Origin of the sequence: Mesorhizobium sp. B2-6-4, assembly GCF_006441495.1 — a bacterium.
Classification (GTDB): Bacteria; Pseudomonadota; Alphaproteobacteria; order Rhizobiales; family Rhizobiaceae; genus Mesorhizobium.
On the sequence record NZ_VFUE01000001.1, the window covers coordinates 45,991 to 72,844 of the forward strand.

The following is a 26,854-nucleotide window of genomic DNA, read 5'->3' on the forward strand; positions in this document are numbered from 1 at the left end:
CCAGCGCAGCCTTGCATGACATGCACTACGCCGCTTGCCGGCTGCCGCCGTCCAGCCATTGGAGATCGGCAGGTGAAAGCGCGATGTCGAGGGCGCGCAAGCTGTCGTCCAGTTCGCCCAGCGTGCGCGGGCCGATCAACGGCACCGATGGGAAAGGCTGGTTGAGCACATAGGCGAGCGCAATATGGATCGGGCTCTTGCCCAGCCGCGCGGCAAGTTCGATCGCCCGGTCGCGGCGGCCGAAATTGCGCTCCGAGTACCAGACCCGCACCAGTTCTTCATTGTCGCGCCGGTCGCGCCCGGCGCGTTCGGTGAAGAAGCCGCGCCCTTGGCTCGACCAGGCGAAATTCGGCATCTGCCGGGCGGTCAGCCAGGCCTTCCAGTCATCGGTGGAGGAGGTCACGCAACCGGCCCAGATCGGCTCCAGCATTTCAGCCAGCGAGAAGTTGTTGGAGAGCGCGCCGGGCTTTTGCTTGCCGGTGCGCTCGGCATAGGCGATCGCCTCGTCCATGCGCTGCATCGTCCAGTTCGAGCCGCCGAACGGGCCACGGATGCGGCCTGCCTTGACCTCGCGGTCCATCGCATCGACGAATTCTCCGACGGGCACGTCCGGATTGTCGCGATGCATGAAATAGATATCGACATGGTCGGTCTGCAGGCGGTCGAGCGACTGGTCGAGCTGCTTGCCGATCACGTCGGGATAGCAGAGCGGGGAATGCGCACCCTTGGCGATGACCACCGATTGCTCGCGCACGCCACGGTTCTTCAGCCATTGTCCAAGCAGCGTCTCGGTGTAGCCGCCACCATAGACATAGCCGGTGTCGAACAGATTGCCGCCTGCCTCGAAGAAGGCATCGAGCAGGATCGACCCCGAGGAGAAGGTGCGGAAGTCCTCGAAACCGAGCGCCACGACCGAGGCCGGCTTCGACAGGCCCGGAATGCCGCGCTTGGCGATCGCCGTGCCGCCGGGGCGCAAAGGCCGGCCGGAGATGGTGTTGGTGCGCAGCGGGGCCTTTTCGATCTCGTATTCCAGCCCCACGGCCGCGCGCCATCTGTCGAGCACGCGCAGTGTGCCGAGGCTGTCGGCCCAGGCCATGCCCGGCCAGGCGAATTCCTGCCGCCCGGAGAGGATGGCGTCGCCGGCGGCGTCGACCTCGAAGGAATACACGTGACGCTTTTCGTTCACGCTGATGGTTTCGCGCACGCCGTCCGCGCCGATCACATCGATCCGGCCGAGGCCGACATCGCGGTCGCCGCCGGCGAACCAGAAATCCGGCACTTCGATGCGGCCCCTGGTGCCGAAAATCCTGAGCACATTGTCCTGGTTGAGGGAGATGCTGCAGGAGACCTCGGCGACGATGCCGCCCGGGAAATGCAGCAGCGCGGAGGCCCATTCGTCGACGCCGGACTGGCCAAGATGGGCAACGCCGGTCACCTTGTCCGGCTCGAGGAACGGCTTGCCGGCCGCGGCGCCGGCAATCAGCCGCGCCATCGAGACGGGATAGCCGCCGACGTCCAGGATGCCGCCGCCGGCGAGGTCGTTGGCATAAAGCCGGTGCTGCGGCATGAAATCAGGCATGGCAAAACCGAAGCTCGACTTGATCATCCTGATCTCGCCGATGACGCCGGATTTGATCAGTTCCACCAGCTTCAGCGTCTGCGGGTGCAGCCGGTACATGAAGGCCTCGCCGAGAAAGGTGCCGGCCTTGCGCGCCGCATGCATCATGGCGTCGGCCTCGAAGGCGGTCAGCGCCAGCGGCTTTTCGCACAGCACATGCTTTCCCGCGTCCGCCGCCCGGATCGCCCATTGCGCGTGGCCCGGGTGCGGGACCGAAATGTAGATCGCGTCGATTTCCGCGTCAGTGAGCAACGCTTCGTAGCCCTCGAGAATGCGCGCGCCGGGAAAGCTCTGCGCCAAACTCGGCTTGCCCGGATCGCGCGCACCGATGGCGACCAGCTTTCCGTTGCGGGAGCCGGCGACGCCGCCGGCGAAGGCCTTGGCGATGCTGCCCGGGCCGAGAATGCCCCAGCGGATGGGCGTGGTTGCAGTCATTGTCATTCTCCTTGCGGGATGGGAAAGGGCAGCCGATCAGCGCAGCCGCAGCCCTTTTTCGTCGAACAGGTAGGATTTGCGGATGGATACGATGATCTCTGATGTCTCGGGGACCTTGGCCGCGTCGCGCTGGATCACCACGTCCTCCCCATTGGCCGTTCTGGCGTAGAGAAAGCTCGTACCGCCCAGGTGCTCGACCACATCGATGGTGACGGCAAGATCGGCGTCGCCTTCTCCGGCGCTGCCAAAATGTTCGGGTCGCACGCCAACGATGACCTTGCTGCCGATTGCGGACGCGGCGCCCTTCAACGGCTGCGTGATGCGGGTCTTCTCCTGGCCAGCGAGTTCCACCACGACCCCGCGCGCATCGCAGCCGACGACGCGGCCCTCGATGAAATTCATCTTCGGCGAGCCGACGAAACCGGCCACGAACTGATTGTCGGGATTGTCATAAAGATCGAGCGGGCGGCCGATCTGCTCGACATGGCCGCCGCGCAGCACGACGATCCGGTCGGCGAGCGTCATCGCCTCGGTCTGGTCGTGCGTGACATAGATCATGGTGGTGCCGAGCTCCTTGTGCAAGCGCGAGATCTCGACCCGCATCTGGACGCGCAGTTCGGCGTCGAGGTTGGACAGCGGCTCGTCGAACAGGAACACCTGCGGCTCGCGCACGATGGCGCGGCCGATGGCAACGCGCTGGCGCTGGCCGCCGGAGAGTTTCTTCGGACGGCGCTCCATCAATTCGCTGATGCGCAGGATCTCGGCCGCCCGTTTCACCCTGCGGTCGGTGTCGGCCTTCGGATTGCCGGTCATACGCAGGCCGAAGGAGAGATTCTGCTCCACGTTCATATGCGGATAGAGCGCGTAGGACTGGAACACCATGGCTATGCCGCGGTCGGCCGGCTCGACATCGTTGACCACCTTGCCGCCGATGGCGATCTCGCCATCGCTGATATCCTCCAGCCCGGCGATCATCCTGAGCAGCGTGGACTTGCCGCAGCCAGACGGACCGACGAACACGACGAACTCGCCATCCCTGATGTCGATGTTGGCGCCATGGACGACCTCGAAAACGCCGAAGCGCTTGACGACATTCGTGAGCGTGACGGTTGCCATGCCTACCCTTACTTGACCGCGCCGGCGGCGATGCCGGCAATGAAATGGCGTTGCAGCAGCACGAACACGATCAGCATCGGCACCGTCAGCATTACCGCGCCCGCCATGATGCCGCCCCACGACACTTTGGTGAGGCCGATCAGCGTGCCGAGCGCCACCGGTGCGGTCATCGCGCCGGGCTGGCTGTTGATCAAAAGCGGCCAGAGATAATTGTTCCAGGACGCCAGGAACAGGATGATGCAAAGGGCGGCCAGCATCGGCCGCGCCAGCGGCAGCGCGATGAAGACGAAGATGCGCCACTCCTTCACGCCTTCGACGCGGGCGGCATCGAACAGGTCATCGGGCATCATGGAAAAGCTCTGGCGCATGAACAGCACGCCCAGCGAATTGAACAGCGGCGGCACGATCAGCGCCACCCAGGTATTGGCGAGCTTGAAATCGCGCGCCACCATGATGAATTGCGGGATCAGCACCACCGCATAGGGAAGCGTGATGGTGCCCAGGATGATGGCGACGACCAAGCCCTTGCCGACGAACCGGTAACGCGCCAGCGCCCAGCCGGCCATCGACGTCAGCAGCACCGACAGAAAAGTGTAGGTGACCGCCACCGAGACGGAGATGAAAATCGCGCCGACAAAGTCGGTGTCGCGCTGCAGGTTGTTGAAATTGTCCACGAAATTGCCGTGCGGCAGCAACTCGATGCCGGGGCTGAAGATGCCGTTGTCCGGCATGGTCGAGAACACGACCATCATCCATAGCGGAAACAGCCAGATCAGCGCCAGTGGCGTGAGGAAAAGATGCAGCAAGAGGCTGCGCTTCAGCCTGGCCGAGGCGAGCGAGCTCATTTCGGTTCCCTCGTCAGCCACAGTTGCACCAGCGTGATGGCGATCGCCAGCCCCGCCATGGTGTAGGCGACGGCCGAGGCGTAGCCGAAATTGAGCGACCGGAAGCCCTGGCGATAGAGCAGCAGGCCGAGCGTCTCGGTGCCGCCGCCCGGCCCGCCGCGTTCGGTGATCAGGAACGGCTCGGTGAACAGCTGCATGGTGCCGATGATCGACAGCACGGTGCAGAACACGATGACCGGCTTCAACAGCGGCAAGGTGATGAAGAAGAACTGCTTGAGCTTGCTGACCCGGTCGAGCGTCGCCGCCTCGTAGACGTCCTCGGGGATGGACTGCATGCCGGCCAGAAGGATGATGGCGTTGTAGCCGGCCCAGCGCCAGGTGACCGCGATCATGATCAGCGCCATGGCCGGCGTGACATTGGAGAACCAGTCGATCTTGGGCAGCCCAACGCTGTTCAGGAGCTTGTTGATGATGCCGAAATCGAGGTTGAACATCAGCCGGAACACCGCGGAATAGGCGACCTCGCCGACCACCACGGGAGCGAAGAAGGCGAAGCGGTAAAGTCCTCTCGCCTTCAGGAGCGGCGAATTCAAAAGCACGGCCATCACCATCGCCAGCGCGATCATCACCGGCACCTGGATGACGAGGATGAGCAGCGTGTTCTTCAAGGCATTGAAGAAGGCCGGATCGCCGATCAGCCGGCCCCAGTTGAAGCCGGGCGCAAAGCGCCAGGGCACGGTGCGCGTCGCCTGGAACGAGATCAGGAACGAAGAGATGATCGGCCATACCCAGAAGACGGAGAAGATCAGCAAATAGGGCGCGAGGAAACGATAGGCCGTGGCGTTGCGGTTGCGCATCGTGCTCCTCCTTCTCTCGTCGGCGTTTCAAGCTGTGGTCCCGCGCGCAGCGGCAACCGGTTGGTCGGGACATGCGACATTTCACACGTCCCGCGAGGAAGCCCCGCGGGCCGCGGTCGGGTCCGGGCGGCGCATGCCTGCCCGGACCCCGTCTGGGAGGTTATGACTTGACCGGCAGTCCGGTCGCCGCCGCGATCTGGCCGGCGGCATCGTCGAGTGCCGCCTTGGCATCGGGATAGCCGCCGGCGAGATATTTGGTCTGCACCGCGCGCATGATGATTTCGGCGTCGCTCTGGAACTGCGTGCCGCGGCTGGGGACGATCTTGGGCAGGGTGGCGAGGATGTCCTTCCACACCGCCTGGCCGCCCCAATAGGGCAGGCCTTCAGAGACGTAGGGGTCGTTCAGCGCCGAGACCAGCGAGGGAACGAGGCCGAACTCCTTCAGCATGGTGATCTGGCCCTCATTGGTTTCGAGCGTGTATTTCAGGTACTCGTAAGCCGCTTCCTTGTTCTTCGACCCGGAAGCGATGGCCAGCGACGACCCGCCGAGATTGGCGGCGCGTGGCCCGTCGGCGGTAAGGCTCGGCATCAGGTAGACGCCCCATTTGCCGTTTTCGCCAGCCGATTCGGTGCGGATGGTGCCTTCATACCAGCCGCCATAGACCTGGGTGGCGACGGTGCCGGCGGTGTTGTTGGTGATCTTGGTGCCCCAGTCGGCCGAGGAGATGACGCCGGCGTCCTTCATCTCCTTGATCTTGGCCAGCGTATCGATGCATTTCGGCTGGTTCACCGTGATCGACTGGCCATCCTCGGAGAAATAGCCGCAGCCCTGTTCATTGGAGATCATGCGGAAGAATTCGGTGTCGCCGTTGAAGTCGGCGTTGGTCATCGTGACGCCGGGATTGGCGGCCTGGATCTTCTTGCCGGCGGCAATGAAATCGTCCCAGGTCTTGATCGACGCCGGATCGACGCCGGCCTTTTCGTAGAAGTCGCGGCGGTAGAAGGCGGCGACCGGGCCGGAATCCCACGGCATTGCATAGGCCTTGTCGCCGACTTCGAGCTCGGTGCGCTTGAAATCGGGGAATTTCGCCTGGTCCTCTGCGCTGTAGCCCAGCGTGTGCAGGTCGACAAAGCAATCGGGAAATTGGCTCCAGTAATTCTCGGCCTCGCCGTTCTCGATGGTGACGACATCAGGCAGGCCGACGCCACCGGCGGCGCAGCCGGCGATCGATTTGTCATAGGTCGGCTGGTTGCCGAGATCCTGGACGGTGACCTTGATGTCAGGATGCAGCTTGTTGAACCCGGCAATCGTCGCCTTCAGCGACGAGGCGGCGATGTTCCAGCTCCAGATGGTGATTTCGCCCGATTGCGCGAAGGCCGGGGCTGAACCCAAGGCAAGCGCGAGCGCGGCGCAGGACAGTGTGATGCGCATTGAAATCCTCCCATTTCATTTGCTCTCTCTGCGAGCCGGGCTAGACTATGCGGTGCGGAAGGCTTGTCCCCGACAAAGGGAATACGAAATTGGCGGAAAGTAAGATGCCGGACCGGCAGTTTTACCAGCCTGGCGCCAGCAGCGTGGAAGGAATGCCGCTGCTGTTGCAGATGTTCCACACCGCTCCCCTGGTGATGCTCAAGCCGCATTGGCATGCGCAGGTCGAGGTGAACTTCATCGTGCGCGGCAGCGTGCATTACCGCATGAACGACCACGAAATCTCGCTTTCGGCCGGTGAGATGTGTCTGTTCTGGGGCGGACTGCCGCACCAGATGGACGATTTGAGCGACGACGCCATCTATGCCGGCGCGCATCTGCCGCTGGTGCATTTCTTCCGGCTGCATCTGCCGGCTGACATACGTCACCGGCTGATGACGGGTGCCACGCTGGTGACCAGCGCCACCGATCAGTCCGACAACGATAATTTCGACCGCTGGAACCGCTACGCCCGCTCCGGCGACCCGGCCAAGGCCGAGCACGCCGTCAACGAACTGTTGCTGCGGCTCGAGCGGGTGCGGTTCGAGCCCTACAGGCTGGTGCCGGAAAACGCGGCCGGACAGGAAGCGGGCAGCCCGTTCGACCAGCAGTCGTCGCGCAATGTCGGGCGCATGTGCGATTTCATCGCCGAGAATTTCCTCTACGACATCGATTGCATGAACATAGCGGCGGCCGCCGACCTCCATCCCAAATACGCCATGAGCATCTTCAAGAAATCGACCGGCATGACGCTCAACGAATATGTCAACCTGTTGCGGCTGAGCTATGCGCAGGCGCTGCTCATGCACCAGGACGCCAATGTGCTCAGGGTCGCGATGGATTCGGGCTTCGGTTCGCTCAGCGCCTTCAACAAGTCGTTCCGGAAGCTCGCCGGCATGACACCTACGGATTTTCGCAAGGGATTGGCGGGCGCCCGATAGCGGCGGTGAGGCGCGGAAACCAGCGCATCGGGCGGCACTTCTTTTCCTGCCGGAAATCCACATCTGGGCGCTGGACAGGCCGGATTCCCATGCTATAACCCACGCGCTTTCAAGGGGACGCCCACGGCGCTTCCATGAAATCCGGAGCGCGAGTTTTCGTAAGCCGGAACAGGCCCAGATAGCTCAGTTGGTAGAGCAGCGGACTGAAAATCCGCGTGTCGGTGGTTCGAATCCGCCTCTGGGCACCATTTCCCCCCAAGCCGCTGATTTTCCTGAAGCGTTATTTTCCAAGGGTTTGACCCACCTCGACTGTCACACACGCTGTGATACAGTCGAGGAATGGACGACATGCGCAAGATACCAAACACAATCATCCGAAATGGCATCTACTATGTTCACGTCCGCGTACCGAAAGACCTCATAGAGAGTTAGCCGCCCTGCTTGGGGCAAGAGTTGTCGAAGGTGACGATGGCCCAGCGGTTCTGGCGCAAGGCCAACTTGCGCATCCATCCGGTCCTCTCCCCGAACTTGGCGCGGCACCAGGCGCCGTCGGTCGCCGTCATGCACAGTTCGGTCGTGACGCAGGTTTGCGACGGAACCACGCCGACCACCTCGGCGTCGTCGCGCGCCTCGGCGCGGACGTTCAGGTTAACCAGGACCTGGACGCTGGCGCCTTCCGGCGCGGGAGGCGCGGCCTGTGCCGCATCCGCGCACTTGCCGGTGAAGCCCGAATAGAAGCAGCCCCCGGCCCGCTTGGCAGTCTTGAGCATGGCCGCCGTTCCGGCAACACCGACCTTCTCGAAGATCAGCGGAGCGCCCGATACGCTGGTGCCGCTGATCCGCCGCTGGTTGCCGCCAAGACGGGCGATCACCGCTCCGGCCGCATCGAACAGGGCCATCTGACCCTCGCTCACGCCCCAGGAACTGACCAGAGCGGCATCGCCGCGGCAGCCCAGCCCCTTAATGGCGAAGCGGCCGTTCGCATCGGCTGTCGACCCCAGCGCCATGTGGCAAGTTGAGGGAAGGTTGGAATAGCGCGCATCAACGAGCTGCCAAGTGCCGCTGAATGCCTGAACGAACTGGTCCACGGACTGCGCCCGTACCACCGTGGCCGGGAACGACATGCCCGCCACGGCCAGAACGACGGTCAAAAATCTCGCAACCTTCATGATGCCCTCTCCGCTACGCGAAAGTCGAAAATTAGGGAGCTAGCGACTTCCTCAGGGCTCGCCCGCCGAAACCTCGGCCTGGCCGACGACCCTGCCGTCCTGCCGGAGAACAACCCTGATGGAGATGTGGTCGCCCTTGGCGAGAGACAGCGCAGTCCTGGCTATGTCCTGGGATTGGCCGGCGGAGAGCCTCAGTGTGCGGTTCTGGCGCGTGGTCATCGTGCCCGAGCCGCCCGTCCGGTCGATCTCAACCGAGCCCTCGATCTCCACAACGCCAAGGCCGACGGCCGATGCAGTGATCTGGACCCCGGCGCCCGTGGGCACGATGGCGATGGAGGGGACCGCGACGGCGCCTCCGTGCTGCGCCACCGCGCCGCCTGCACCGCAGGCGGCGGCAAGACCCACGACGAGTGCAGCCGCGCCGCGCATCGCTAGAAACCGGTCTGGGTGATCGAAACTGTTCCCGGCGCCGTCGAGAACACCTGCATGCCTGTCACGCCTACCGGGCTAAGATTGTTGCCGTTCTGCGTGATGGTCACGGCGGTGTTGGCCGCCACGGACGTGGAGAAGGTGTTGCCGTTGCCGTTCTGAACTATCTCGCCGCTGCCACCAGAACCCACGGTGAGTGAGTTGGCATTGCCGCTGCCGTTCTGCACGATCAGACCGGTTGCGCCACCGCCTACGGTCAGCGATGCATCGTTGCCATCGCCGAGCTGCAGGACGGCGCCAAGGGAATCGGCTCCAAATGCGCTCAACTGAGCCGAATTGCCCAACGTCCCGCCAGCCGAATTGTCCTGGAGAAGAAACAACTGACCACCATCGCCTTCGATGGTCAGCGTTGCGGTGTTGCCCTGGCCTGTCTGAAGCGCGGACGGCGCAGTCGCCTGGTCCATCCGGTACAGGTCGCCGACAGCAAGCGTGCCGCCGAGCGCGTTATCGATCATCTGCTGCGTCGGGCCGGCGACAAGCGAACCGGTGGCGCGCGACTGGTCTGACGACAGGACGTTTCCCTCGAGCGCGCCAGGAGGGCTGGTCTGGATGATCTTCAGGACGTTATTGTCGCCAGCAAAGGCCGGAGAGGAACATAAGACGAGAGCGCTCGCCAGAACAGCCGTAGATTTGCGCATGATGCGAACAAGCTCCCTGTGTTGCGTCACCAGGATGTCTGCGAGACGCTGACCGTATTGCCGTTTCCGGACTGTGAAAATCCCACGACGTTATTTCTTCCGGATTGGGTGACGGCTGCCTGATTTGCCATGCCCGAGATCGAGGCTGTAAGCCGGTCGCCGCTGCCCTCCTGCGCGAAAGCGAAGAGATTGTAGCTGCCGGTTACGCTGGCGATGATGTGGTCGTCGAATCCGCTCTGTGTGATCGAACCGGGCGTGAGGCCAGCCGAGAGGATCGCTCCGATGAAGGACGGGCCAAGCGGGCCGCCGTTGAAATCGCTCTCGATGTTGACGTCGATCACGTTCGCCGCGCCGAGACCGTGGTGGGCCTGAAGAACGGACACCGCATTGAGGCTGCCGCTCACGCCGAGCATGAGCGAATTGGACAACCCGTGCTGGGCCAGGATAACCAGTTCGTTGCCGGCTTGGGCAGGCGCCGACGCCAAGACGACGCCCGCAACAAAGACAGAATGCAGATTCATTGTTACAGTCCCCTCGTAATGTGGGGAGATCATCGCAAGTGCTGCCTAATATTCGGGCCTCGGGATCGATCAAAGTTGAAGCAACGTCGCTTTCTCCGGTCCGACCGAAGACAAGGTCATTGCTGGAGCACGACGGCGCTCTGCCAGAACCAGCCTGAGGCGCCACGCCACCGAACTGGTTGCTGTCGCCGTGCACCGACGCCAGGAGGGTAAGCGCCGCGCCGCCCTTTGCGTTGGAGAACGGATTGAGAGGGTCCATGAGCATCGTCAACGCACCGGCGCTATCGAGGCCACATAGTCACGTTGCCGGGCCGCCTTCGGAGTCGCGGCAGGGTTTGGCGCCGTCGCCGCGCCGGCGACCGCAGGCGAAGCCTCGGGAACGGCCACGCCCGGCTCAAGCGAGCCGACGGTTTCGTCCGGCGCTGCGGGAGGCGGAGCCACGGGGACGGGCGCGCCCGGCGGCGGAGCCGCCAGGGCCGGAGTCGTGCGTCGCGGCGCAGCCGCCGCGCGCGGCCATGCGGCTGTCGTCTCGACGACGTCCGCGGCGTTGCGTGTCTTGGGCGGCGGCACGATTTCAGCGGCCGCGGTCAGCTTGGTGCCATACTTCTCGTTGCGGTAGTCGGCTATCAGCTCGCGTCCTGCATCCCGGTCCTCGAACGACCAGACACCGAGTTCGGCGCCCTCGATGATCATACCCATCACCGCCTTCTCGATGGCCTGCTGCACGGCGATCTGCTTGGGCTCGTTCTGGGTGACGCCCGCCTCAGCCTCGAGGATCTTGTCCAGGGCGACATAGCGGAATGCACCGCCCTGCAGCGCGTAGGAGGCGATCATCTTGTGAACCGCCACGCTGGACAGCACCTCTCCCGTGTTCGTCGAAACGGCCCGCAATGTGACGGTCACAGTGTCCTGCTGCCACTTCACATCGCCGCCGATGCCCAGGTAGCGCGCGCCGATGCCGCCCGTCATGGTGTTGGTGTCGTAACCGGTGATTCCGCCCTGGAGGATGATGCCCGCGTGATCGAGCGGCGGCAGGACCCGCGCGTCGATACGCTGCTCGTTGCGGTAGAGCCGCCGCATCTCGGTGACGATCTGCCGTTCCTTGAGCAGGTCGTCAAGGCGGGCACGGTCGAGCACGGTGAACCAGCGCTTCTCGCCAGCATCCTGCAAGGCCTTGATCAGCATGGGCGCACCGCCCTGGGTGACAGCCCGCGACAGGGTCTGGACGTTCTCGCGTTCCTTGTACTGGCCGGTGAGATCGGGGAAATCGTAGACGGCGACGGTAATTCGCTTCGAGGGGGCCGGGATGGTGCGCAGGCTGTGGCTCTGCTTCGTCACAGGCGTATAAACAGGCTGCAGAACGCCTTCGGTCGGCACCGCCTGGCATCCGCCAAGCACTGACACGAGTGCGCCTACGACGGCGACCCTTGCGATCTTTGTCCCAAAGCGCCGGCTTTTCGGCATGTCGCCCTCCCGTGAGGCCGCTGCCCGCACTCGCACTGATCCATCCCGCATCGAAATCAATTGAGCCCCGGGCTGAGCGACGTGCTCGACGTCAGGTCGCCGCTCAGGGCGCCGGTGTTCAATCCGCCGGACAGAGCGTTGCCCGACTCCAGGCCACCAGCGCCCTGCATGAGGGAATTCACGGTGTTGTTTGTCGCGACCAGCAGGGGCACCACGATCTCGGTGACGCCGGTCGGGTCAGTGATGATCAGCCGGATCGAATCGACGGTCCGCTCGAAGGTGACGGTCGTCTCACCGAAACGGACCGTACCCGAGTCCTGGGGATTGTCACCGAAGATCGCCTCGGTAACCTGACTCGCGAGCCCCGAAAGCAGGCGGCTCTGGAGCTGGCGGATGAAGAGGTCCGCGTCGGTGGAGCCCGGATCGCTCGGATCCGTCGAATCCGTGCCCGGGCCTGGCGTACGGGCCGTGGCCGTACGCTGGGCGTTGGCGAGGCCGAGCAGGTGAGACGAATTCAGCGGGCTGCCGCCGAAGGAGGGGTTGACCGGAGTGTAAACCATATCCTGAGCGACCGAACCGCCCGCGGCAGCCAGAACAACGCCAGCGGTCAGAAGCGCCGCACAAGCAGTCTTCATCATCTCATCTCCCCCAACACCTTGCGAATGAAAACCGCCATAACGGCGTTTCTTGCAAACACTTCCAGGCACCGTTTCCGCCACCCTGCCGCTTTTCCCCAACGTACATGACAGGATCGCTATTGCGCCTGCGCCCGGCCTCACTGCGCTTTTACGGGACGTGCTGGCGGGGCGGCCTGGCAACCCTACTGCGAGACGCCGATGCTGTTTGAGCTGCCGATCTGGCTGAACGATGCATAGTTGCTGTTCCCCGCCTGGACGATCGCGACCTCGTTGCCGGTTCCCATGACCGACCCGTCGATCGTGTTGCCGCCGCCGATCTGGGCGAAGGCGAACTCGTTCAGATTGCCGACGACGTCATAGGTCAGGCTGTTGCCCGACAGCGCCGAGGACGAGTCCTGAAGCGCCCTGCCCGCCACGAGTTGACCGCCAGACGTGCTGACCAGCAATCCCGCGGCGCCGGTCAGGCTGCCACTGCCGTTCGAGTCCCCCTGGAAGGTCATGCTGACCGTATTGAAGCTGCCGTTCTGGTCGATCGCTACATCGTTCTGGTCGCCGAAGATGTCGACAGAGCCGGTATTCACGTCTCCTGTCTGACTCAGCGTGACCTCGTTGGCATTGCCGTTCGCCAGCGCCACCGCGTCGTTGAAGGTGCCGTCCTGATCGACGTCGAACTGGTTGCCGTCCCCGTAGATCTCGATGAGCGCGCTGTTGATGGCGCCGTCCTGGGCGAGCGTTGCGCCGTTGAGGTTTCCGGTGACGACCATCCCGCCCGTATTGCTGCCCTCCTGGTCGACCGCCACGTCGTTCTGGTCGCCCTGGATGTCGACTGTCGCTTCGTTGGAGCCGGCCGCGCCGAGTTGATCGACGACAAGGTTGTTGCTGTTTCCATCGACGCGGATCCCGGCTTCATTACCGAAGGAGGAGATGGCTTCCTGGTCGAGCGAAACGACGTTGAGGTTTCCGGTGACGAACACCTCGCCCGTATTGCTGCCGTCCTGGTCCACCGCCACGGCGTTCTCGTCGCCGAGAATGTCGACGGTCCCGTAGTTGCTGCCGATCACGCCCAGCTGGTCGAGCGAAATCGTGTTGGCGTTCCCGTCGACGTCGATCTCGCCGACATTGCCGAACGAAGCGAGGCTGTCCTGGTTCAGGACCACCGCATTGTCGTCGCTGCTGCCGGCGGTCCGGGATCCGATCAGGACCTCGCCGAGATTGGCGATTCCGATCTGGCTCAGTGTAAGTTCGTTGGAGTTGCCGTTCGCAAACGCCAGCGCCTCGTTTGCCTCGCCAATCTGGGCAATGCCGAACTGGTTGCTGTCTCCGCGGATCTCGAGTTCGGCGCTGTTGACGTCGCCTTCCTGCGATACCGCGACCTGATTGGCATTTCCGTCCACAGTGCCGACGATCCGGTTACCCAGCCCGTCCTGGACGAAGCCGAACAGGTTGCCGTCGCCGGTCGCGACATAGCTCAGGTCGTTGCCTTCCCCGGTCTGGCGAATGCGCGACTGGGAGATCCCCACGCCCAGCGCCACCCCGGTGAAGACGCCGGACGTCACCCCGTTGCCGGCACCCGAGAAGGTCAGCCTCGCGGTGTTGTCCAGGGTGCCGGTGTTGGTCTGGCTCAGCTCGCGAATCTGGTTGCCATTGCCGCCGCCCTGGGTCACCGACGCGACGTTCGTGCCGCCGCTCGAGGCGCTGTTGATCTGCGTCGCCGTGTAGACGAGCTGGGAATTGCCAGTCTGGTTGACGGTCAGCTGGTTGCCGAAGCCGGTCTGGTGCGCGCCACTGCCGTCATTGCGCGGGCCGCTGCTGGTGTTGCCCACGCGCGAAGACTGGCCGGTCTGGGTGATGGTGACGTCGTTGGAACCGTCCGCGGCGCCGCCGGTGAAGGTCTGCCGCAAGTTGGAGACGCGTGCCGACCAGCCGCCGTTCTGGGTGATCGTTGCGTTGTTGGAAGAGGTCGTCGCAGACGTGCCGCCATTCTGCTGCACCTCGAAGACGGCCTGGTTGGCACCCGTCTGATCGATTCGCAGATAGTTGGAGTTTCCGATCTGGTCGATGCCAAGACCCGCCTGGTCGCCCGGCGCTCCTGCCCGGTTGATCTGGTTGCGCGGCGGGCTGTTCACGTTCGAGTCATGCGTCTGGTTGATGATCAGCTCGTTGTCGGTGCCGTCCTGCCGGATTCGCTGCGTCGTATGTCCGGCTCTGTTGCCGACGGCTGAACCGTTCGACTGGCCCTGGACGATGGAGGCCGAGTTACCGTCGCCGATCTGGTCGATATAGGCCTCGTTCCCGCCTGCGAGTGCCGCCCCCATGAGAAGTCCGACCGCCGTGGTGGTCGCAAGTGTCAGCTTGAATGTCATCGTGTAACCCCTGTCACGCGGTTGAATGTTGCTCGAAGACGTCGGCCGGGCGGCTTCCCGCCCGGCCGATAGTGCTTACTGCGAGACTGAGAGGCTGTTCGAGCCGCCACCGTTCTGGGTGAACGACGTCACGTTGTTCGACCCGTTCTGCAACACGGCAACCTGGTTTCCATCGGATGCGCCGGCGTTGCCGACGAGGCCGGTGATGGAGTTGCCGCCACCGATCTGAGCAAAGGCGAACTGGTTCAGATTGCCGATGACCTCATAGGTCAGGCTGTTCCCCGTCAGGGCCGAGGACGAGTCCTGAAGAGCCCTGCCCGCCATGAGGAGGCCGCCAGAGCTGCCGGCCAGAGCTCCCGCAGCGCCAGTCAAGCCGTTCGCGCCGTTCGTGTCACCCTGGAAGGTGATGAGGGCCGTGTTGAAGCTGCCAACCTGGCTGATCAGCGCTTCGTTGCCATTGCCGGTCGCCAGGCCCAGCGCATCGTTCAACGTGCCGGACTGGACCACCGCCAGCTCGTTGCTGTCTCCGAGGATCTCGATCTGCCCGTTGTTGGAGTCGCCGGTCTGGTCGAGCGATGCGGTGTTGAGGTTTCCGACCACCGACACCAAGCCCTCGTTCCTGCCGACCTGGTCGACCGCGACGTGGTTCGTGTCGCCGAAGACGTCGGCGAGCACGTTGTTGCCGTAATCGAGACTGGTCACGCCGAGCTGGTCGACGGAAATCGTGTTGGTGTTTCCATCGACGAGAATCTCGGCTTGATTGCCGAACGAGGCGCCGCTGTCCTGGTTCAGAGCCACGACGTTGTCGTCGCTGCCGCCGTTCCGGTCGCCGACCAGGATCTGGCCGATATTGGTGCCTCCCGTCTGGCTCATCGTGACGTCGTTGGCGTTGCCGGTCGCCCGCGCCGTCGCCTCGTTGTAATCGCCGGACTGGTCAACGTCGAACTCGTTGTCGTCCCCGATGATCTCGAGCAGCGCGCTGTTGACGGCGCCGTCCTGGTCCAGCGTTGCGTCGTTGGCGTTTCCGACGACGTACACGTCGCTCTGATTGCTGCCGTTCTGGTCGACAGCCAGGTCGTTGTCGTCGCCCTGGACGTCGACGGCCGCCTCATTGTAGCCGATCGCGCCGAGCTGATCGACCGACACCGTATTGCCGTTTCCGTCGACCAGGATCTCGGCTTCATTGCCGAACGAGGAGCCGGTGTCCTGGTTCAGAACCACCAGGTTCTCGTTGCTGGCGCCATCCCGGTCTCCGATCGCGATCCGACCGATATTCGCGTCGCCCGTCTGGCCCACCGCGAACTCGTTGGCGTTGCCGGTCGCCCGAGCCACCGCGTCGTTCCCCGAGCCGGACTGGTCGATGCCGAACTGGTTGCCGTCACGGAGGATGTCGAGCAGCAGGCTGTTGCCGTTGCCTTCCTGCTTGATCAAGCCTTGCGTCACCGAGGACGAGGTGCTGACAAAGGTGCCGAAGCCGGTCGTGCCGTTCGAGTTGCCGACCTGCGACGCTTCCGCGGTGTTGCCATCGCCGACCTGCGACCCGTCGATCGCGTTGCCGTCGCCGTCCTGGCTCATGGCCGTCGCATTGCCCTGGCCGTTCTGGAGCGAGGCGCCGATGCGGTTGCCTGCCCCGGTCTGGCTCAGGTTGGCGTCGTTGCCGCCGCCGGTCTGCGTCACCCCGCCGCTGACGGAGTCAGCGTTGCCGGTGCCGATGATGTTGCCGCCGGCGCCTTCGCTGGTCTGGGTGATCGCCACAGTGTTGGCAGCACCCGAGACATGCGTCTGTGCGATGCCGGTGACGGTGGAGAGCCCATCCACAGGCTCGCCCGAAGCGGTCTGCTGGGTGACGGTCGCGCTGTTGAGCCTCCCCGAGCCGCTTGCGCTGCTCTGGTTGATCTGGTTGACGCGGTTGCCGTCGGAAAGCTGGTCGATGACCAGCACATTGCCGTCGCCTGTCTGGTCGAGGCCGGTGCCGCGGGTACCCACCTGGTTGCGGTTGCCGGCCTGCCCGACATCGAGGTTGTTACCCGAGCCGTTCTGGCTGGCCGCGTCCGTCGCGGTGCCGACTTCGTTCTCGTCGCCGGGACCCTGGACCACCATGCCAGTGTTGCCGCTGCCCGTCTGCGAGACGTTAGCGAAGTTGTCGTCGGCCCAGGCCGGCGCAGACACCAGCGCCATCGCCGTCGCGGCCAGAAGTGTCGAAGCGAAACGTTTGGATGAGAGTAGTGCCGTCTTCTTCATTTTGATTGTCCCCAACTAGAGGTGAGAGATATCGATGCCGGTCGCGCCGGATGCCGGAAGCCGGATTGGAGCGCGGGGGCATCGTCAATTTGTTGAACCTTGGCGTCTGCGACGTGTCGTAAGCCGCGCACACTGCTTGCGGCTTCAAACTGACTCGGACGCACGATGCTTCTGCAAATGGACGCCGGAGCAGGCGAACCTGGCTCCGGCGCCATAAGACCTCTATGGCTTGGCAACTGCCGCCATAGCGGCGCGCGCCTGCTCGACCAGATCGACGCCGATCTTTTCGCTGTACTCTTTCACGACAGGCGCAACGCGTTCGGTCATGGCTGCGAGCGCTTCAGGCGTGGGTTGGGAAATCTCGAAGCCCTTCGCCGCGAGCTCCGCCTCCAATTTCCCTGCCTCCTTGCGAGAAAGATCCCGTTGGAAGGCTGCCGATTCCTTCGCAGCTTCCATGACGGCTGCCTTGTCCTCCTCGGAGAGGCTTCCAAACCATTTCTGGCTCGCGAGAAGAACAAACGGCGTATAGACATGGCCCGTCTTGGTCAGATACTTCTGCACCTCATAGAACCTTGCGGTGTAGATAAGAGCGTACGGCGTCTCCTGGGCATCGACGGCGCCATTTTCGAGCGCGCTGTACAGCTCAGGCCAAGGAAGCGGCGTCGGATTGGTTCCCAAAGCCGTCCAGGTCGCAATGAACAACGGGTTGGGTATGACGCGGATGTTGATCCCTGCCATATCGTCCACCGTTTTGACGGGACGAACCTTGTTGGTCATGTGGCGGAAGCCGTTGTCCCACCACGCCAGACCGACGATGCCGGTCTTTTCCTTCAGCTGTGCAAACAGCTGCTCGCCGACCGCGCCGTCCATGACGGCATCGACCGCGGCGAAGTCCTTGTAGAAAAACGGAAGATCGTAGATCATGAATTGCGGAACGACGCCGACCAGGTTGGGCGTGGGGCCAACCATGATATCGATGAAGCCGGCCTGAACCGACGCCTGCATCTCGGGCTCGCTGCCGAGCACGCCATTTCCGAACGTGTCGATCTTGATGCGCCCGCCCGTCTTCTCTTCCACCAGCTTCGCAAAATAGCGCGAAGCCTGTCCGACCGGATGGTCTTCCGTAGGCACGTAGCCCAGGCGCGGGTTCTGAGCCATGGCCGGAGCGGCGGCCAAGAGCCCTCCCAGCAGCGCCGCAGTCAGAAACAATACTTTCTTCATAGTTCAACCTCCCAAGAATTGGTTCAAAGGAACCAGAATGCAGGAACTGCAACCACTAAGGAACAGGACCGGCGGTACGAGAATGGCCTATTCGGCCAAGACTAACGATATGGCGTCCCTGGCTGCTGAAGCGGACGGTACGCCGCTTCTGCTACGGCGCCGACGAGCCTCCGACGGGCGGTGTGATCAATTCTACGGCCACGATGAACGCGCCCCCGCGAATACACCCCGGCCGATGCTCCCCCGCGCCAAAGTCAGGTCAGACCAACGGCCCGCCCTCACGATGAGGACGGGCCACCGGCAACATCAATCAAGCCATCCCTTGCCCGAGATCGGGGGCATCGGTGGGTTGGGCTGGCTGGCAGTCGGCGGCCAGTTATGCGTACCGGTCGGGAAGGGATTGATGGCAATCCGCGTGTCACTCCCCGGACAATAGTTCGCCGCCGAGTGCCACCGGCCGGCCGGGACATAGACAATGTCGCCGGCCTCCGAGACGAAGCCCGGCAGGCCTTCGAGGTTGTATTGGATCTGACCTTCCATGATGAACCAGAATTCACCATAGTTGATGTGCCTGTGTCCGAGCGCCGTGGGGGACTGCATATTGCAGTTGAACGCCTGGCCGCGGATGGCGTTAACGAACAAGCCAGGGGCGGTTACGAACGCGCCGCCCGAGGGCGAAGCAAGGAAATCCCTGAAAGTAGAATTGCCTGTCCCAAGGGCTTCTGCACCCGGATCCTGTCGCGTCAACGCCCAGGTCATCCCCGGCTGCGGCTTAGGCAAGGTTGCCGCCGCCTGCGGGTAAGTGATCTTGGCGTCCGCGGTGAAGACCTCGAAGTGCAAGGACGGCACCGCGCCGACGTTCTTCATCTGGAACTGCGTACGCGCGGGAACCTGGACCATAAAGCCTTTGGTGGCCGTAAACGGCGCCTCGCTCCCGATCGTGAACTCGACCGAACCTTCCCAGACAATGAAGGCCGCGCGGGTATCCGATATGAACATGGCCGGCGACTGATCACCGACCGCCAACTGAACCCATGAAGCCCGCAGGTGCGCGTCGCTGACGATCTCCTGGTGCCAAGTCTTGGACTGATTGGCGGGAGAAATCTTGGCGCGCACGTCGGCTATCGTCGTGTGTGGCTTGTTCGGGGCCTTGTATGGTGCCAGCGCCACCGGCTTTGGCGTCCAGGTGAACACCGTCTGTGCGAGCGCCGCGGTGGACGATACCGCCCCGATCGCCAGCGCGGCCACCACGGCCAATCCGCCTTTCCATAGGTTCATGAGAGTCACTCCTCCGTTTTCTGCTTGACCGATGGTGACACCGCGAATCTGACCGAAACCCCAAGCATCGACCGATCAGAAAAATCCACAATGTGGACGCGATGTCCAACAATGCATATTGGGCAGACTATTAATGGGTTGTCAACGCCTCACCGCGGCGCTTCAGGGCCTGTCGATCGGATGCTTGCCTGTTGGGTTAACGTGCATGGATCATAACGTCCGCTGACAGTGCAGGAGGCCTCGGCGGCTGATCGGAGGCTGTCTAGGGTACGGGTGTGATCGCCGCTCCAGTCTGGAACCAGGCGATCACGTTCTGGGCCACGAGGTCCGCCATTGCGGTGCGCGTACTGACCGACGCGGACCCGATATGCGGCAGGATCGTCAGGTTATCGAGCGCCAGCAGGTCTTCGGAGACATTGGGTTCATCCGCGAGCACGTCGAGGCCGGCCGCCGCAATGGCTCCTGTGCGCAGGGCGCCGATCAGTGCATCCTCGTCCACGACGGTTCCGCGGCCTACATTGATGAACACGCCCTCGGGCCCGAGGGCGGACAGCACCTCGGCATTCACGCTGTTTGCGGTCGACGGGTCGCCCGGCACGATGGAGATGAGCACATCGACGGCACTGGCAAGTTCCAGCAGTGAAGGAAAGTAATCATACGCGACCCCCTCCGCCGGGCGCCGGCTGTGATAGGCAACAGGAAGCCCAAACGCTTCAACTCGTCGGGCGATGCAGCGACCGATCCGCCCCATTCCGTAGATGCCGACCCTGCGGTTCCGCAGTGTCAGACGGCTAAGCGGGTAGTCCGATGCTTTCCAGTGGCCCCCGCGAACGAAGGCTGCCGCCCTGGGTATCTCACGCACGACGCTGATAAGGAGCCCCAACGTGAGATCGGCGACCTCCTCGTTCAGGACATCAGGGGTGTTCGTGACGACGATATTCTTGCTTCGTGCGTAGGCAGCATCCACCGCGTCGTAGCCAACGCCGTAGCTGGCGATGATCTCAAGGTTGGGAAGGGCGTCTATGAACTGCCGATCGATTCTGGCGCGACAGGCCACGCCACGAATTGACGCCCGCACCTCCGGGGACAAACGGGCGTGAATGTCACAGTCAGGGGTTTCGACCAGGCTGAAATGCGTTCCGAGCATGCAGCGGGCATGCTCGTGCATCCAGCCTGGTATCAACACGGTGGCGGCGGGTTTCGACAAAGGCTTTCCTTCCGGTTCGGGGTGTCACTGCCGGCACGAATGGCCGCAGGTGAATCAGGGTTTTCGCACGGGAGGCCTTTGGATTGCGCAATGCGCCGATAGTGAGCCGCGGACTTGATTTTGGCTTCGAGTTCGCGGCGGCTGGCCAGTTTCTCCAGCGCAATCGGCATGTCAGCGGTTCCTGTACCACGTCCTCCAAGGTCGCCATCGATGTGACCATAATGTGGTCAACCTGCCCAAAACTTTGATAGGGGGCCGCGACCTCTTTGTCAAGGCGGCGGGAACGCCGCAACCAAAAGGGGGAGCTTGACAAGTGTGCAGTTCCACCCAATGCTTGGGCATATTGTCCATATTATGGACGAAGCGATTCCAAAAAGGTCGCGCGTTCGCATTCACCGGCTGCACGAATGTGCCGAATGCCAGGCGGTGGCTGCAGCGATGCATGTGCGGAATGTCAAGGAGAGTGGCAGCGTGAACAACATAAACTACCTTACAAATATCAATTTCGGGCTTGGAGCGGCCGAGTCACTGGCAGAAATTTTGGGCGAACTCGGCGTGTCCCGCCCTTTGGTGATCAGCGATCACGGCATCAAATCCGCTGGTTTGCTTGAGCGTCCGGTATTCGAGTTCCTGAGAACAGCGCCGATCTTCCTGGACGTTCCCTCCAACCCGACTGAGAGCGCAGTTGCTGCCGGTCTCGCGCTATACAGGCAAGGCGGCTGCGATGGGGTAGTGGCGATTGGCGGAGGCTCTCCGATCGACCTGGCAAAGGGCGTGGCGCTGCTTGCCACGCACGATGGTGAACTTGAGCGTTATGCAGCGATCCTGGGCGGGCTGGCACGCATCACCGGCGCGGTAGCGCCGCTTGTGGCCATCCCGACAACGGCGGGTACGGGGTCCGAAGTTGGACGCGCGGCACTGATCACACTGGATGACGGCCGGAAGCTCGGATTTATCAGCCCGCACCTCATCCCGCGCAGGGCGATCTGTGACCCGGGGTTGACGATGGGGCTCCCCCCGGCTCTGACGGCCTCGACAGGGCTCGACGCACTGTCGCATTGTATCGAGACGTACCTTTCCCCCCGCTATAATCCGCCTGCCGAGGCAATTGCCACCGACGGCTTCCAACGGATCTGGAAGGCTTTGCCTGTCGCTTACGCAGACGGCGCGAACGCGGAGGCGCGGACCGAACTCATGATGGGTGCCCTCGAAGGGGGCATGACGTTTCAGAAGGGGCTTGGCGCCGTCCATGCGCTTAGCCATGCATTGGGCGGTCTCAAGGAGGCTAAGCTCCATCATGGGACGCTCAACGCCATCCTGATGCCGACCGTCCTTCGGTGGAACGTGGAAGTTGAAGCCGTGGCTCAGAAGGTCGACTACCTCGAGCGCCTGGCGGGACTTGAACATACAACGCTCGCAGATGCACTGGACGGGTTGAACCGTAGTCTTGGCATTACGCCCAGATTGTCCGAACTGGGGGTTCCCCGGCACGTCATCGATTGGGTGTGTGAGCGAGCCATTGCAGACCACAGCCATCCCACAAATCCACGTTCGCTGACCAAGGAAGACTACGCCGCGATCCTTGAGACCGTTTTCTAGGCTGCGAATGTCCTCAAAGGAGGAGCGAGGAGGTAATTCCGTGAGACCGATCGTGATCGTAACGGGCGCAAGCCACGGCATCGGTGCCGCAACGGCGCGGCTGTTCGCCGTTGAAGGCTACGATGTTTGCATAAACTATCTTTCGGACGCTGCCGCTGCATCCGAAGTCGTTGAGCACTGCAAGGCCGCAGGCGCCCGCGCCATCGCGGTACAGGGAGACGTGGGCAAGAGGGAGGACATCGAGGCCCTGTTCAGTGCCTGCGACGATGCACTGGGGCGAGTGACCTGCCTGGTCAATAATGCCGGGATCATTGGGAAAGCCTGCAGAATCGATGAGTTGCAGCCCGCGGTGCTGGAAAACACCTTCAGGACCAACGTCTTCGCCGTCATGTACTGTATACAGGAAGCCGCGAAACGCATGTCCAACCGCAAGGGCGGCAGAGGCGGGACGATTATCAACATGTCTTCGCTCGCCGCCTTCCTCGGCAGCCCGAACGAATATGTGCATTATGCCGCAAGCAAGGGTGCAGTGGAATCCATCTCCATCGGCGCGGGGAAAGAACTGGCGCCGGAGGGCATCCGTGTGAATGCCATACGTGTCGGGACCACCAACACGCGGATACACACACAAGGCGGAAACCCCGAGCGACCAGCCAGGATTGCGGCGGCAACCCCCATGGGGCGCATCGCGGAGCCTGAAGACATCGCGCGCGCGGCCCTGATGCTTGCGTCTCCTGGCGCGGGGTTCATGACAGGCACCCTGATCACGGTGTCCGGGGGGCTCTGATGCTCCGCGGTCGGGATATTCCGCTGGGAGTGCCAGGCTGGCCTGGCACTCCTGCTGAGACCGGTCGCGCCCCATCCACGGGCATTCATTCCAGCTCAATTGCCGCGCGACGCCAGTCAAGCACTCTGTAAGGTGCCTCGTCCGCGTTCGATACAAGTATCAATGCCTCGAAAGATTCGCTGTAGCCGGACCGCAGGGTCGTCCTGAGATCGACGCGCCAGCTCGGTGCCGGTTTCAGCGTGTTGAAGGTCACCCCCGCCAGCGACTGATCGAGTTGCTCGCGCGACAGACGGCCGGCGTGGAAATCCTTGATCGCCTTTCGCACCGACGGCGGCAGGCCAGGAATATCGCCCAGCAGTCCATCATCGAGCGCTTCCAGGCGAACGCCGGCCAAGCCGGAGGAGACGGTGACATAGGGTTCGATGGCGATGGCCATATCGGGCGTTATTCCCGGGAAGGCGGCCAATTCGGAGACCGTCTGAAACAGCTTTGTGTCGTTTCCAGCCTGCTGCGGAGCGGAACCGGCCGGCTGTCCGTTCGCCGGAGTCGGCCGGGCGCGGTGGCCGATGATCTTTGTCGCCAGATCCTCCGCGGTTCCGGGAGCGGCGCCGGCGGCTCGCAACGCGCCAACGATCAGCGGCCGCTCGGCGGTGTTGAGATCGATCCGCAACGCTTCATTTCTCGCAGAGATGGAAGCGACCCCGGCCGGCAGGGTGATCGTGGACGATATCTGATCGCTCAGCGCGACTACACCGTCGGGCGGGCCGGCGCGGATCTCGGCCGCGGCCTGCGACAGCCCGGCTTCAGCCAGAATGCGCGCCGACGCCTTGTCCTCCGTGACGCGCACACTGGCCACGACCCCGGTCATCTGCGCGCGAAGTATGACGGCAAGGAATCCCAGAAAAATCATGATCCACAGGACGCTGACGAGGATTGCACCCCGCCGGCTCGTTGCCGAGCTCATGCCCACTGCCGCAAGACCCATTTCGGCCCCATGCTTCGCCACGAAAGGTGACGCCACGATCGCGTCGAAATCAAGACTTCGCTCCCCGGCTCAAGCAATGTGATCACCATGCGGCGGGCAGCCACGCCCAGATGATGACCAGTGCCGGCGCGAGGAACGTTCCGAACGGAACGCGCGCCGCGGCACGGAGCGGGCGGCGCAAGCGAACCGCGCGGATGATGCTGAAGATGAAAGCCGCGACCGAAGCAAGTAGGATCTGGGCGCCGACGCCGGCCAGCCCGGCCAAGACGGTGGATACACCGATCAGCTTGATGTCGCCGAAGCCTATGCCGTCGCGGCCGCGCAGCCTCCCATACGTGACGTCGAACAGACACAGCAGGAGCATCAGGACGCCCCCCGGCCCGATGCGCCAGGCCAGCGCGGCGAAATCGCTCGCCTCAAACCACCAGTCGGCGAGCGCGACGACCAAGATGCCGGCCGTGTAGCGGTCAGGAATGAGCAAAGACGCAAGATCATGGACCGCGATTGCCGCGGCCAGAAGGCATAGCGCAAGCGTCGACGCGACGACGAATGCGGGGCTTCCGATGACAGCGGGCACGGTAGCGGCGGCGAGCGCGACTGCGACGGCGGCGGTAGACCGACGCCGCGCCCTCAGAATCTTCATTCGATCATCGTCTTGGCCGGCCGCCGCAGCGGCACGTTTCTGGATGGCTCGTTCATCAGCCGCAATTGCGACCGCATCTCCTCCGCCACATGTTGCGCATCCATGCCGTCCTTCATGACCTGAGGCCGGATCAGGATGATCAGCTCCGTCCGCGTCGCGGAGTTCTGGTTGCTCCGGAAGGCGTCGCCGATGACGGGCAGATCGCCAAGCACCGGCACACCGTCGCGGCCGCGCTGCTGGCGTTCGCTGATCAGTCCGCCGAGCATCACGGTCTGGCCGCTGGTGACCGATACGGTCGAGCTGACCTTTCGTTGCGATATGGTCGGCGTCAGGGACTGGGCCTGGCTGCGCTGGACCGAGCTGATCTCCTGTTCGATGACGAGGCTGATCGTGCCGTTCCCGGTGATCCGGGGCAGAACCTTCAGGATCACGCCGGTATCGCGGAACTCGACGTTGTTGACGACCGGCGCTTCGGGATCGGTGACGGACTGCGCGGTGCGGGTGACGATCGGTATTTCATCACCGACCTGCAGCAAGGCGGGTTTGTTGTCGAGCACCACCACCGAGGGCGAGGAAAGCACCTTGACCTCGGTAACGCCGCGCAGCGCATCGATGACAACGCGCGGCTCGGTGTCGGGGCCAAGCAGCAGGTTGAAGCCCGGAAGCGTTCGCGACAGCACGGCCTTGCTGGCTTCCTGGAACAGACCGACCGATCCGTGGTTGCCGCCCACGCCGATATCATTGGATTTCAGGAAGAACTGCACGCCATAGCGCAGCTCGTTGGTCAGGGTGACCTCGGCTATCGTCGCTTCGATAGCGACCTGCTCTTGCGGCCTGTCGAGTGCGGTGATCGCCTGTTCGATCAGCCGTTGCTGGTCGGGCCGCCCGTAGATGAGAATGGTGTTGTTTTCCGGGTTCGCGGCGATGCGCACGCCGCTTTGCGACCCACCACCGCCCGGGATAGGCTGGTCGGTTTCGCCAGCGGGGGCCGGCAGGCTATCCGCCATGCGCTGATCCGGCGTCGCAGTGGCCGCCTGCGAACCGTTTGCGCCCTGATTCTGGCCGTCGGCCTGCGAGCCGGGCGGAAACTGCGAGGCCGGGTCTTCCGAAGCCGACGATGCCGGGGCGCCGTTGAATATTTCGTTGACCATCGATGCAAGGCGCCGTGGCTCCAGGTGCTGGACCTTGTACACCCGCAAATTGGAGGCAGACGCGTCGATCCGGTCGAGCCGCTCGATCCAGCTCGCCGCGCGCTGCAACTGGTTGCGCGTCTTCGCCACCACCAGAATCGCATTGCTGCGCTCGATCGGCTCGACCCTGATCGTGTTGCGTCCGCGACCGCCCTCCCCGATGTCGAGCACGCGGGTCAGCTCGGGCATCATGGTGGCGGCGCTGGAATTGTTGACAGGGAAAATGCCAACTGACTGGTCGGCCAGCCAGTCCTGGTCGAAAGAGCGCGCTGCTTCGATCGCCGCAGTCCGCTCCGCCGCCGTCCCCTGGAAGATCAACGCGTTGCGGCTGGGATCCTCGCGCACCATGCCGGGACGGGCGACGAAGTTTTCGAGCAGCGGCAGGATCGTGCTGGCGGAAACGTTTTTCAGGGGAAACACCGTGACGGCGTAGCCAGGCTGGATGGTGGTGCCCGGATCGAGTTGGGCGGCTCCGAACGCTTCGTTCGCAGGTATCAGCCGCAGACGGTCGCTTTCGCGCATCATGGCCACGCCGCTGCTGTGCAGCGCGGACTCGAACATGGTGAGGATTTCCGCGGCCGGCGTAGGCTTCGACGTCGTGATCGATACCTTGCCCGCGATTCTGGGGTCGAGCGAGTAGCTGATCCCCAGCACCTCGCCCAGCACCGTGCGGGCCGCGACCTTGATCTCGGCCCCCTCGAGGTTGACCTCGAACTTTTCGCCGCTCAGCCGCTCGAGCGACTTGCGCTCGCCGGCAGTCAGCTGCTGTTGGTATCCGTAGTATACTTCACCCTGCCGGTTGTTCTGCGTGCGGCCGAAGCCGAGCCTCGACAGAAAACCGCCGCCGGAAGGCTTGCGCGCACTCAAATCTGCGTTCGCGACCTTGTCCAGGGCATCCGGCCGCGCGGCAACGTCTCCAAGATAATCACCAGTGGAGGTACACGCGGCCACTACCGCCAGGACGCAGGCCGCCGCGCCTCTGCGAACCCACACGGAACAGGCATTTGGAGCGCTGCCTTGCCGACCTACCCTCACCTACACACCCAACCCAAGCCTACGCCCGCCGCCTCGGGAAAGTACCGTTCTATGACGCTTGAAAACCACAGGGCACGCTTTCTGCTTCCCGCTTGGACACCGTACA

The 26,854-nt window shown here is 63.4% G+C and carries 22 protein-coding genes and 1 tRNA gene; 4 read left to right on the forward strand and 19 right to left on the reverse strand.

Features of this window, described 5'->3' with window-relative positions; all coding sequences use genetic code 11:
• Nucleotides 1–25 precede the first annotated feature (25 nt).
• The 5 genes from FJ426_RS00225 to FJ426_RS00245 all read right to left on the reverse strand — a co-directional run bounded on the left by FJ426_RS00225 (nt 26) and on the right by FJ426_RS00245 (nt 6,303).
• Nucleotides 26–2,053: an aldo/keto reductase gene (locus FJ426_RS00225; protein ID WP_140672511.1), complete on the reverse strand. Its 2,028-nt coding sequence runs from the start codon at nt 2,051–2,053 to the stop codon at nt 26–28.
• Between the two features lie 36 nt (nt 2,054–2,089).
• On the reverse strand, nt 2,090–3,169 hold the full coding sequence (gene ugpC / locus FJ426_RS00230) for a sn-glycerol-3-phosphate ABC transporter ATP-binding protein UgpC (protein WP_140672512.1): 1,080 nt from the start codon (nt 3,167–3,169) through the stop codon (nt 2,090–2,092).
• Nucleotides 3,170–3,177: 8 nt separating this feature from the next.
• Nucleotides 3,178–4,014 carry a carbohydrate ABC transporter permease gene (locus tag FJ426_RS00235; protein WP_140513329.1) on the reverse strand — a complete coding sequence of 279 codons (837 nt, stop codon included), beginning with the start codon at nt 4,012–4,014 and terminating at the stop codon, nt 3,178–3,180.
• Nucleotides 4,011–4,871, reverse strand: coding sequence for a sugar ABC transporter permease (locus FJ426_RS00240; protein ID WP_140501017.1), 861 nt, complete (start codon nt 4,869–4,871; stop codon nt 4,011–4,013). Before FJ426_RS00240 ends, FJ426_RS00235 begins: the two co-directional genes overlap by 4 nt.
• A 160-nt stretch (nt 4,872–5,031) precedes the next feature.
• Entirely contained in the window at nt 5,032–6,303 is a 1,272-nt protein-coding gene (locus FJ426_RS00245) for an extracellular solute-binding protein (RefSeq protein ID WP_140567750.1), read from the reverse strand.
• Nucleotides 6,304–6,407: 104 nt separating this feature from the next.
• On the opposite strand from FJ426_RS00245, the gene FJ426_RS00250 reads away from it, so the two are divergent.
• A complete protein-coding gene (locus FJ426_RS00250; RefSeq protein ID WP_140633737.1) occupies nt 6,408–7,280 on the forward strand; it encodes a helix-turn-helix domain-containing protein in 873 nt (290 codons plus the stop codon).
• 172 nt (nt 7,281–7,452) lie between these two features.
• Nucleotides 7,453–7,528 (forward strand) — tRNA-Phe (locus FJ426_RS00255).
• A gap of 180 nt (nt 7,529–7,708) precedes the next feature.
• Here the strand turns inward: FJ426_RS00255 and FJ426_RS00260 are convergent.
• The 11 genes from FJ426_RS00260 to FJ426_RS00310 form a co-directional block, all read right to left on the reverse strand.
• On the reverse strand, nt 7,709–8,431 hold the full coding sequence (locus FJ426_RS00260; protein WP_181172013.1) for an AprI/Inh family metalloprotease inhibitor: 723 nt from the start codon (nt 8,429–8,431) through the stop codon (nt 7,709–7,711).
• A gap of 69 nt (nt 8,432–8,500) precedes the next feature.
• Complete coding sequence (gene csgH, locus FJ426_RS00265; RefSeq protein WP_140501008.1) at nt 8,501–8,878, reverse strand: curli-like amyloid fiber formation chaperone CsgH; 378 nt, start codon at nt 8,876–8,878, stop codon at nt 8,501–8,503.
• A 2-nt stretch (nt 8,879–8,880) separates the two neighbouring features.
• Entirely contained in the window at nt 8,881–9,576 is a 696-nt protein-coding gene (locus FJ426_RS00270) for a hypothetical protein (protein ID WP_140525781.1), read from the reverse strand.
• 26 nt (nt 9,577–9,602) lie between these two features.
• On the reverse strand, nt 9,603–10,097 hold the full coding sequence (locus FJ426_RS00275) for a hypothetical protein (RefSeq protein ID WP_181165453.1): 495 nt from the start codon (nt 10,095–10,097) through the stop codon (nt 9,603–9,605).
• A gap of 267 nt (nt 10,098–10,364) precedes the next feature.
• Complete coding sequence (locus tag FJ426_RS00280; RefSeq protein WP_181165454.1) at nt 10,365–11,561, reverse strand: CsgG/HfaB family protein; 1,197 nt, start codon at nt 11,559–11,561, stop codon at nt 10,365–10,367.
• Between the two features lie 56 nt (nt 11,562–11,617).
• The gene (locus FJ426_RS00285) at nt 11,618–12,199 is read right to left on the reverse strand and encodes a curli assembly protein CsgF (protein ID WP_210239494.1); all 582 of its coding nucleotides are present in this window, start codon (nt 12,197–12,199) and stop codon (nt 11,618–11,620) included.
• A 182-nt stretch (nt 12,200–12,381) separates the two neighbouring features.
• Entirely contained in the window at nt 12,382–14,562 is a 2,181-nt protein-coding gene (locus FJ426_RS00290; RefSeq protein WP_140560824.1) for a hypothetical protein, read from the reverse strand.
• 75 nt (nt 14,563–14,637) lie between these two features.
• Nucleotides 14,638–16,803, reverse strand: coding sequence for a hypothetical protein (locus FJ426_RS00295; RefSeq protein ID WP_140824706.1), 2,166 nt, complete (start codon nt 16,801–16,803; stop codon nt 14,638–14,640).
• Between the two features lie 222 nt (nt 16,804–17,025).
• Nucleotides 17,026–18,024 carry a TRAP transporter substrate-binding protein gene (locus FJ426_RS00300; protein ID WP_140525785.1) on the reverse strand — a complete coding sequence of 333 codons (999 nt, stop codon included), beginning with the start codon at nt 18,022–18,024 and terminating at the stop codon, nt 17,026–17,028.
• A 306-nt stretch (nt 18,025–18,330) separates the two neighbouring features.
• The gene (locus FJ426_RS00305; protein ID WP_140500993.1) at nt 18,331–19,302 is read right to left on the reverse strand and encodes a cupin domain-containing protein; all 972 of its coding nucleotides are present in this window, start codon (nt 19,300–19,302) and stop codon (nt 18,331–18,333) included.
• A gap of 262 nt (nt 19,303–19,564) precedes the next feature.
• Nucleotides 19,565–20,509 (reverse strand): 2-hydroxyacid dehydrogenase, encoded by a 945-nt coding sequence (locus tag FJ426_RS00310; protein ID WP_246675450.1) that lies wholly within the window; start codon nt 20,507–20,509, stop codon nt 19,565–19,567.
• A 471-nt stretch (nt 20,510–20,980) separates the two neighbouring features.
• Between FJ426_RS00310 and FJ426_RS00315 the strand changes: the two genes are divergently transcribed.
• Nucleotides 20,981–22,108 carry an iron-containing alcohol dehydrogenase gene (locus FJ426_RS00315; RefSeq protein ID WP_181167624.1) on the forward strand — a complete coding sequence of 376 codons (1,128 nt, stop codon included), beginning with the start codon at nt 20,981–20,983 and terminating at the stop codon, nt 22,106–22,108.
• A 40-nt stretch (nt 22,109–22,148) separates the two neighbouring features.
• Entirely contained in the window at nt 22,149–22,895 is a 747-nt protein-coding gene (locus tag FJ426_RS00320) for an SDR family oxidoreductase (RefSeq protein WP_140500991.1), read from the forward strand.
• 85 nt (nt 22,896–22,980) lie between these two features.
• Here the strand turns inward: FJ426_RS00320 and FJ426_RS00325 are convergent, their stop codons facing one another.
• The 3 genes from FJ426_RS00325 to gspD form a co-directional block, all read right to left on the reverse strand.
• Nucleotides 22,981–23,859, reverse strand: a complete 879-nt coding sequence (locus FJ426_RS00325) for a type II secretion system protein GspK (protein WP_181171668.1) — start codon at nt 23,857–23,859, stop codon at nt 22,981–22,983.
• A 103-nt stretch (nt 23,860–23,962) separates the two neighbouring features.
• The gene (locus FJ426_RS00330) at nt 23,963–24,523 is read right to left on the reverse strand and encodes a prepilin peptidase (RefSeq protein ID WP_140558618.1); all 561 of its coding nucleotides are present in this window, start codon (nt 24,521–24,523) and stop codon (nt 23,963–23,965) included.
• A complete protein-coding gene (gspD, locus tag FJ426_RS00335) occupies nt 24,520–26,580 on the reverse strand; it encodes a type II secretion system secretin GspD (RefSeq protein ID WP_181172769.1) in 2,061 nt (686 codons plus the stop codon). The genes FJ426_RS00330 and gspD overlap by 4 nt, the downstream gene beginning before the upstream one ends.
• Nucleotides 26,581–26,854: the final 274 nt, after the last annotated feature.

Excerpts from the sequence above, each read along its gene's own strand:
- FJ426_RS00225 (WP_140672511.1), bottom strand. The coding sequence starts at position 2,053 with ATGACTGCAACCACGCCCATCCGCTGGGGCATTCTCGGCCCGGGCAGC.
- ugpC (WP_140672512.1), bottom strand. The coding sequence starts at position 3,169 with ATGGCAACCGTCACGCTCACGAATGTCGTCAAGCGCTTCGGCGTTTTC.
- FJ426_RS00235 (WP_140513329.1), bottom strand. The coding sequence starts at position 4,014 with ATGAGCTCGCTCGCCTCGGCCAGGCTGAAGCGCAGCCTCTTGCTGCAT.
- FJ426_RS00240 (WP_140501017.1), bottom strand. The coding sequence starts at position 4,871 with ATGCGCAACCGCAACGCCACGGCCTATCGTTTCCTCGCGCCCTATTTG.
- FJ426_RS00245 (WP_140567750.1), bottom strand. The coding sequence starts at position 6,303 with ATGCGCATCACACTGTCCTGCGCCGCGCTCGCGCTTGCCTTGGGTTCA.
- FJ426_RS00250 (WP_140633737.1), top strand. The coding sequence starts at position 6,408 with ATGCCGGACCGGCAGTTTTACCAGCCTGGCGCCAGCAGCGTGGAAGGA.
- csgH (WP_140501008.1), bottom strand. The coding sequence starts at position 8,878 with ATGCGCGGCGCGGCTGCACTCGTCGTGGGTCTTGCCGCCGCCTGCGGT.
- FJ426_RS00270 (WP_140525781.1), bottom strand. The coding sequence starts at position 9,576 with ATGCGCAAATCTACGGCTGTTCTGGCGAGCGCTCTCGTCTTATGTTCC.
- FJ426_RS00275 (WP_181165453.1), bottom strand. The coding sequence starts at position 10,097 with ATGAATCTGCATTCTGTCTTTGTTGCGGGCGTCGTCTTGGCGTCGGCG.
- FJ426_RS00280 (WP_181165454.1), bottom strand. The coding sequence starts at position 11,561 with ATGCCGAAAAGCCGGCGCTTTGGGACAAAGATCGCAAGGGTCGCCGTC.
- FJ426_RS00285 (WP_210239494.1), bottom strand. The coding sequence starts at position 12,199 with ATGATGAAGACTGCTTGTGCGGCGCTTCTGACCGCTGGCGTTGTTCTG.
- FJ426_RS00290 (WP_140560824.1), bottom strand. The coding sequence starts at position 14,562 with ATGACATTCAAGCTGACACTTGCGACCACCACGGCGGTCGGACTTCTC.
- FJ426_RS00295 (WP_140824706.1), bottom strand. The coding sequence starts at position 16,803 with ATGAAGAAGACGGCACTACTCTCATCCAAACGTTTCGCTTCGACACTT.
- FJ426_RS00300 (WP_140525785.1), bottom strand. The coding sequence starts at position 18,024 with ATGAAGAAAGTATTGTTTCTGACTGCGGCGCTGCTGGGAGGGCTCTTG.
- FJ426_RS00305 (WP_140500993.1), bottom strand. The coding sequence starts at position 19,302 with ATGAACCTATGGAAAGGCGGATTGGCCGTGGTGGCCGCGCTGGCGATC.
- FJ426_RS00325 (WP_181171668.1), bottom strand. The coding sequence starts at position 23,859 with ATGAGCTCGGCAACGAGCCGGCGGGGTGCAATCCTCGTCAGCGTCCTG.
- FJ426_RS00330 (WP_140558618.1), bottom strand. The coding sequence starts at position 24,523 with ATGAAGATTCTGAGGGCGCGGCGTCGGTCTACCGCCGCCGTCGCAGTC.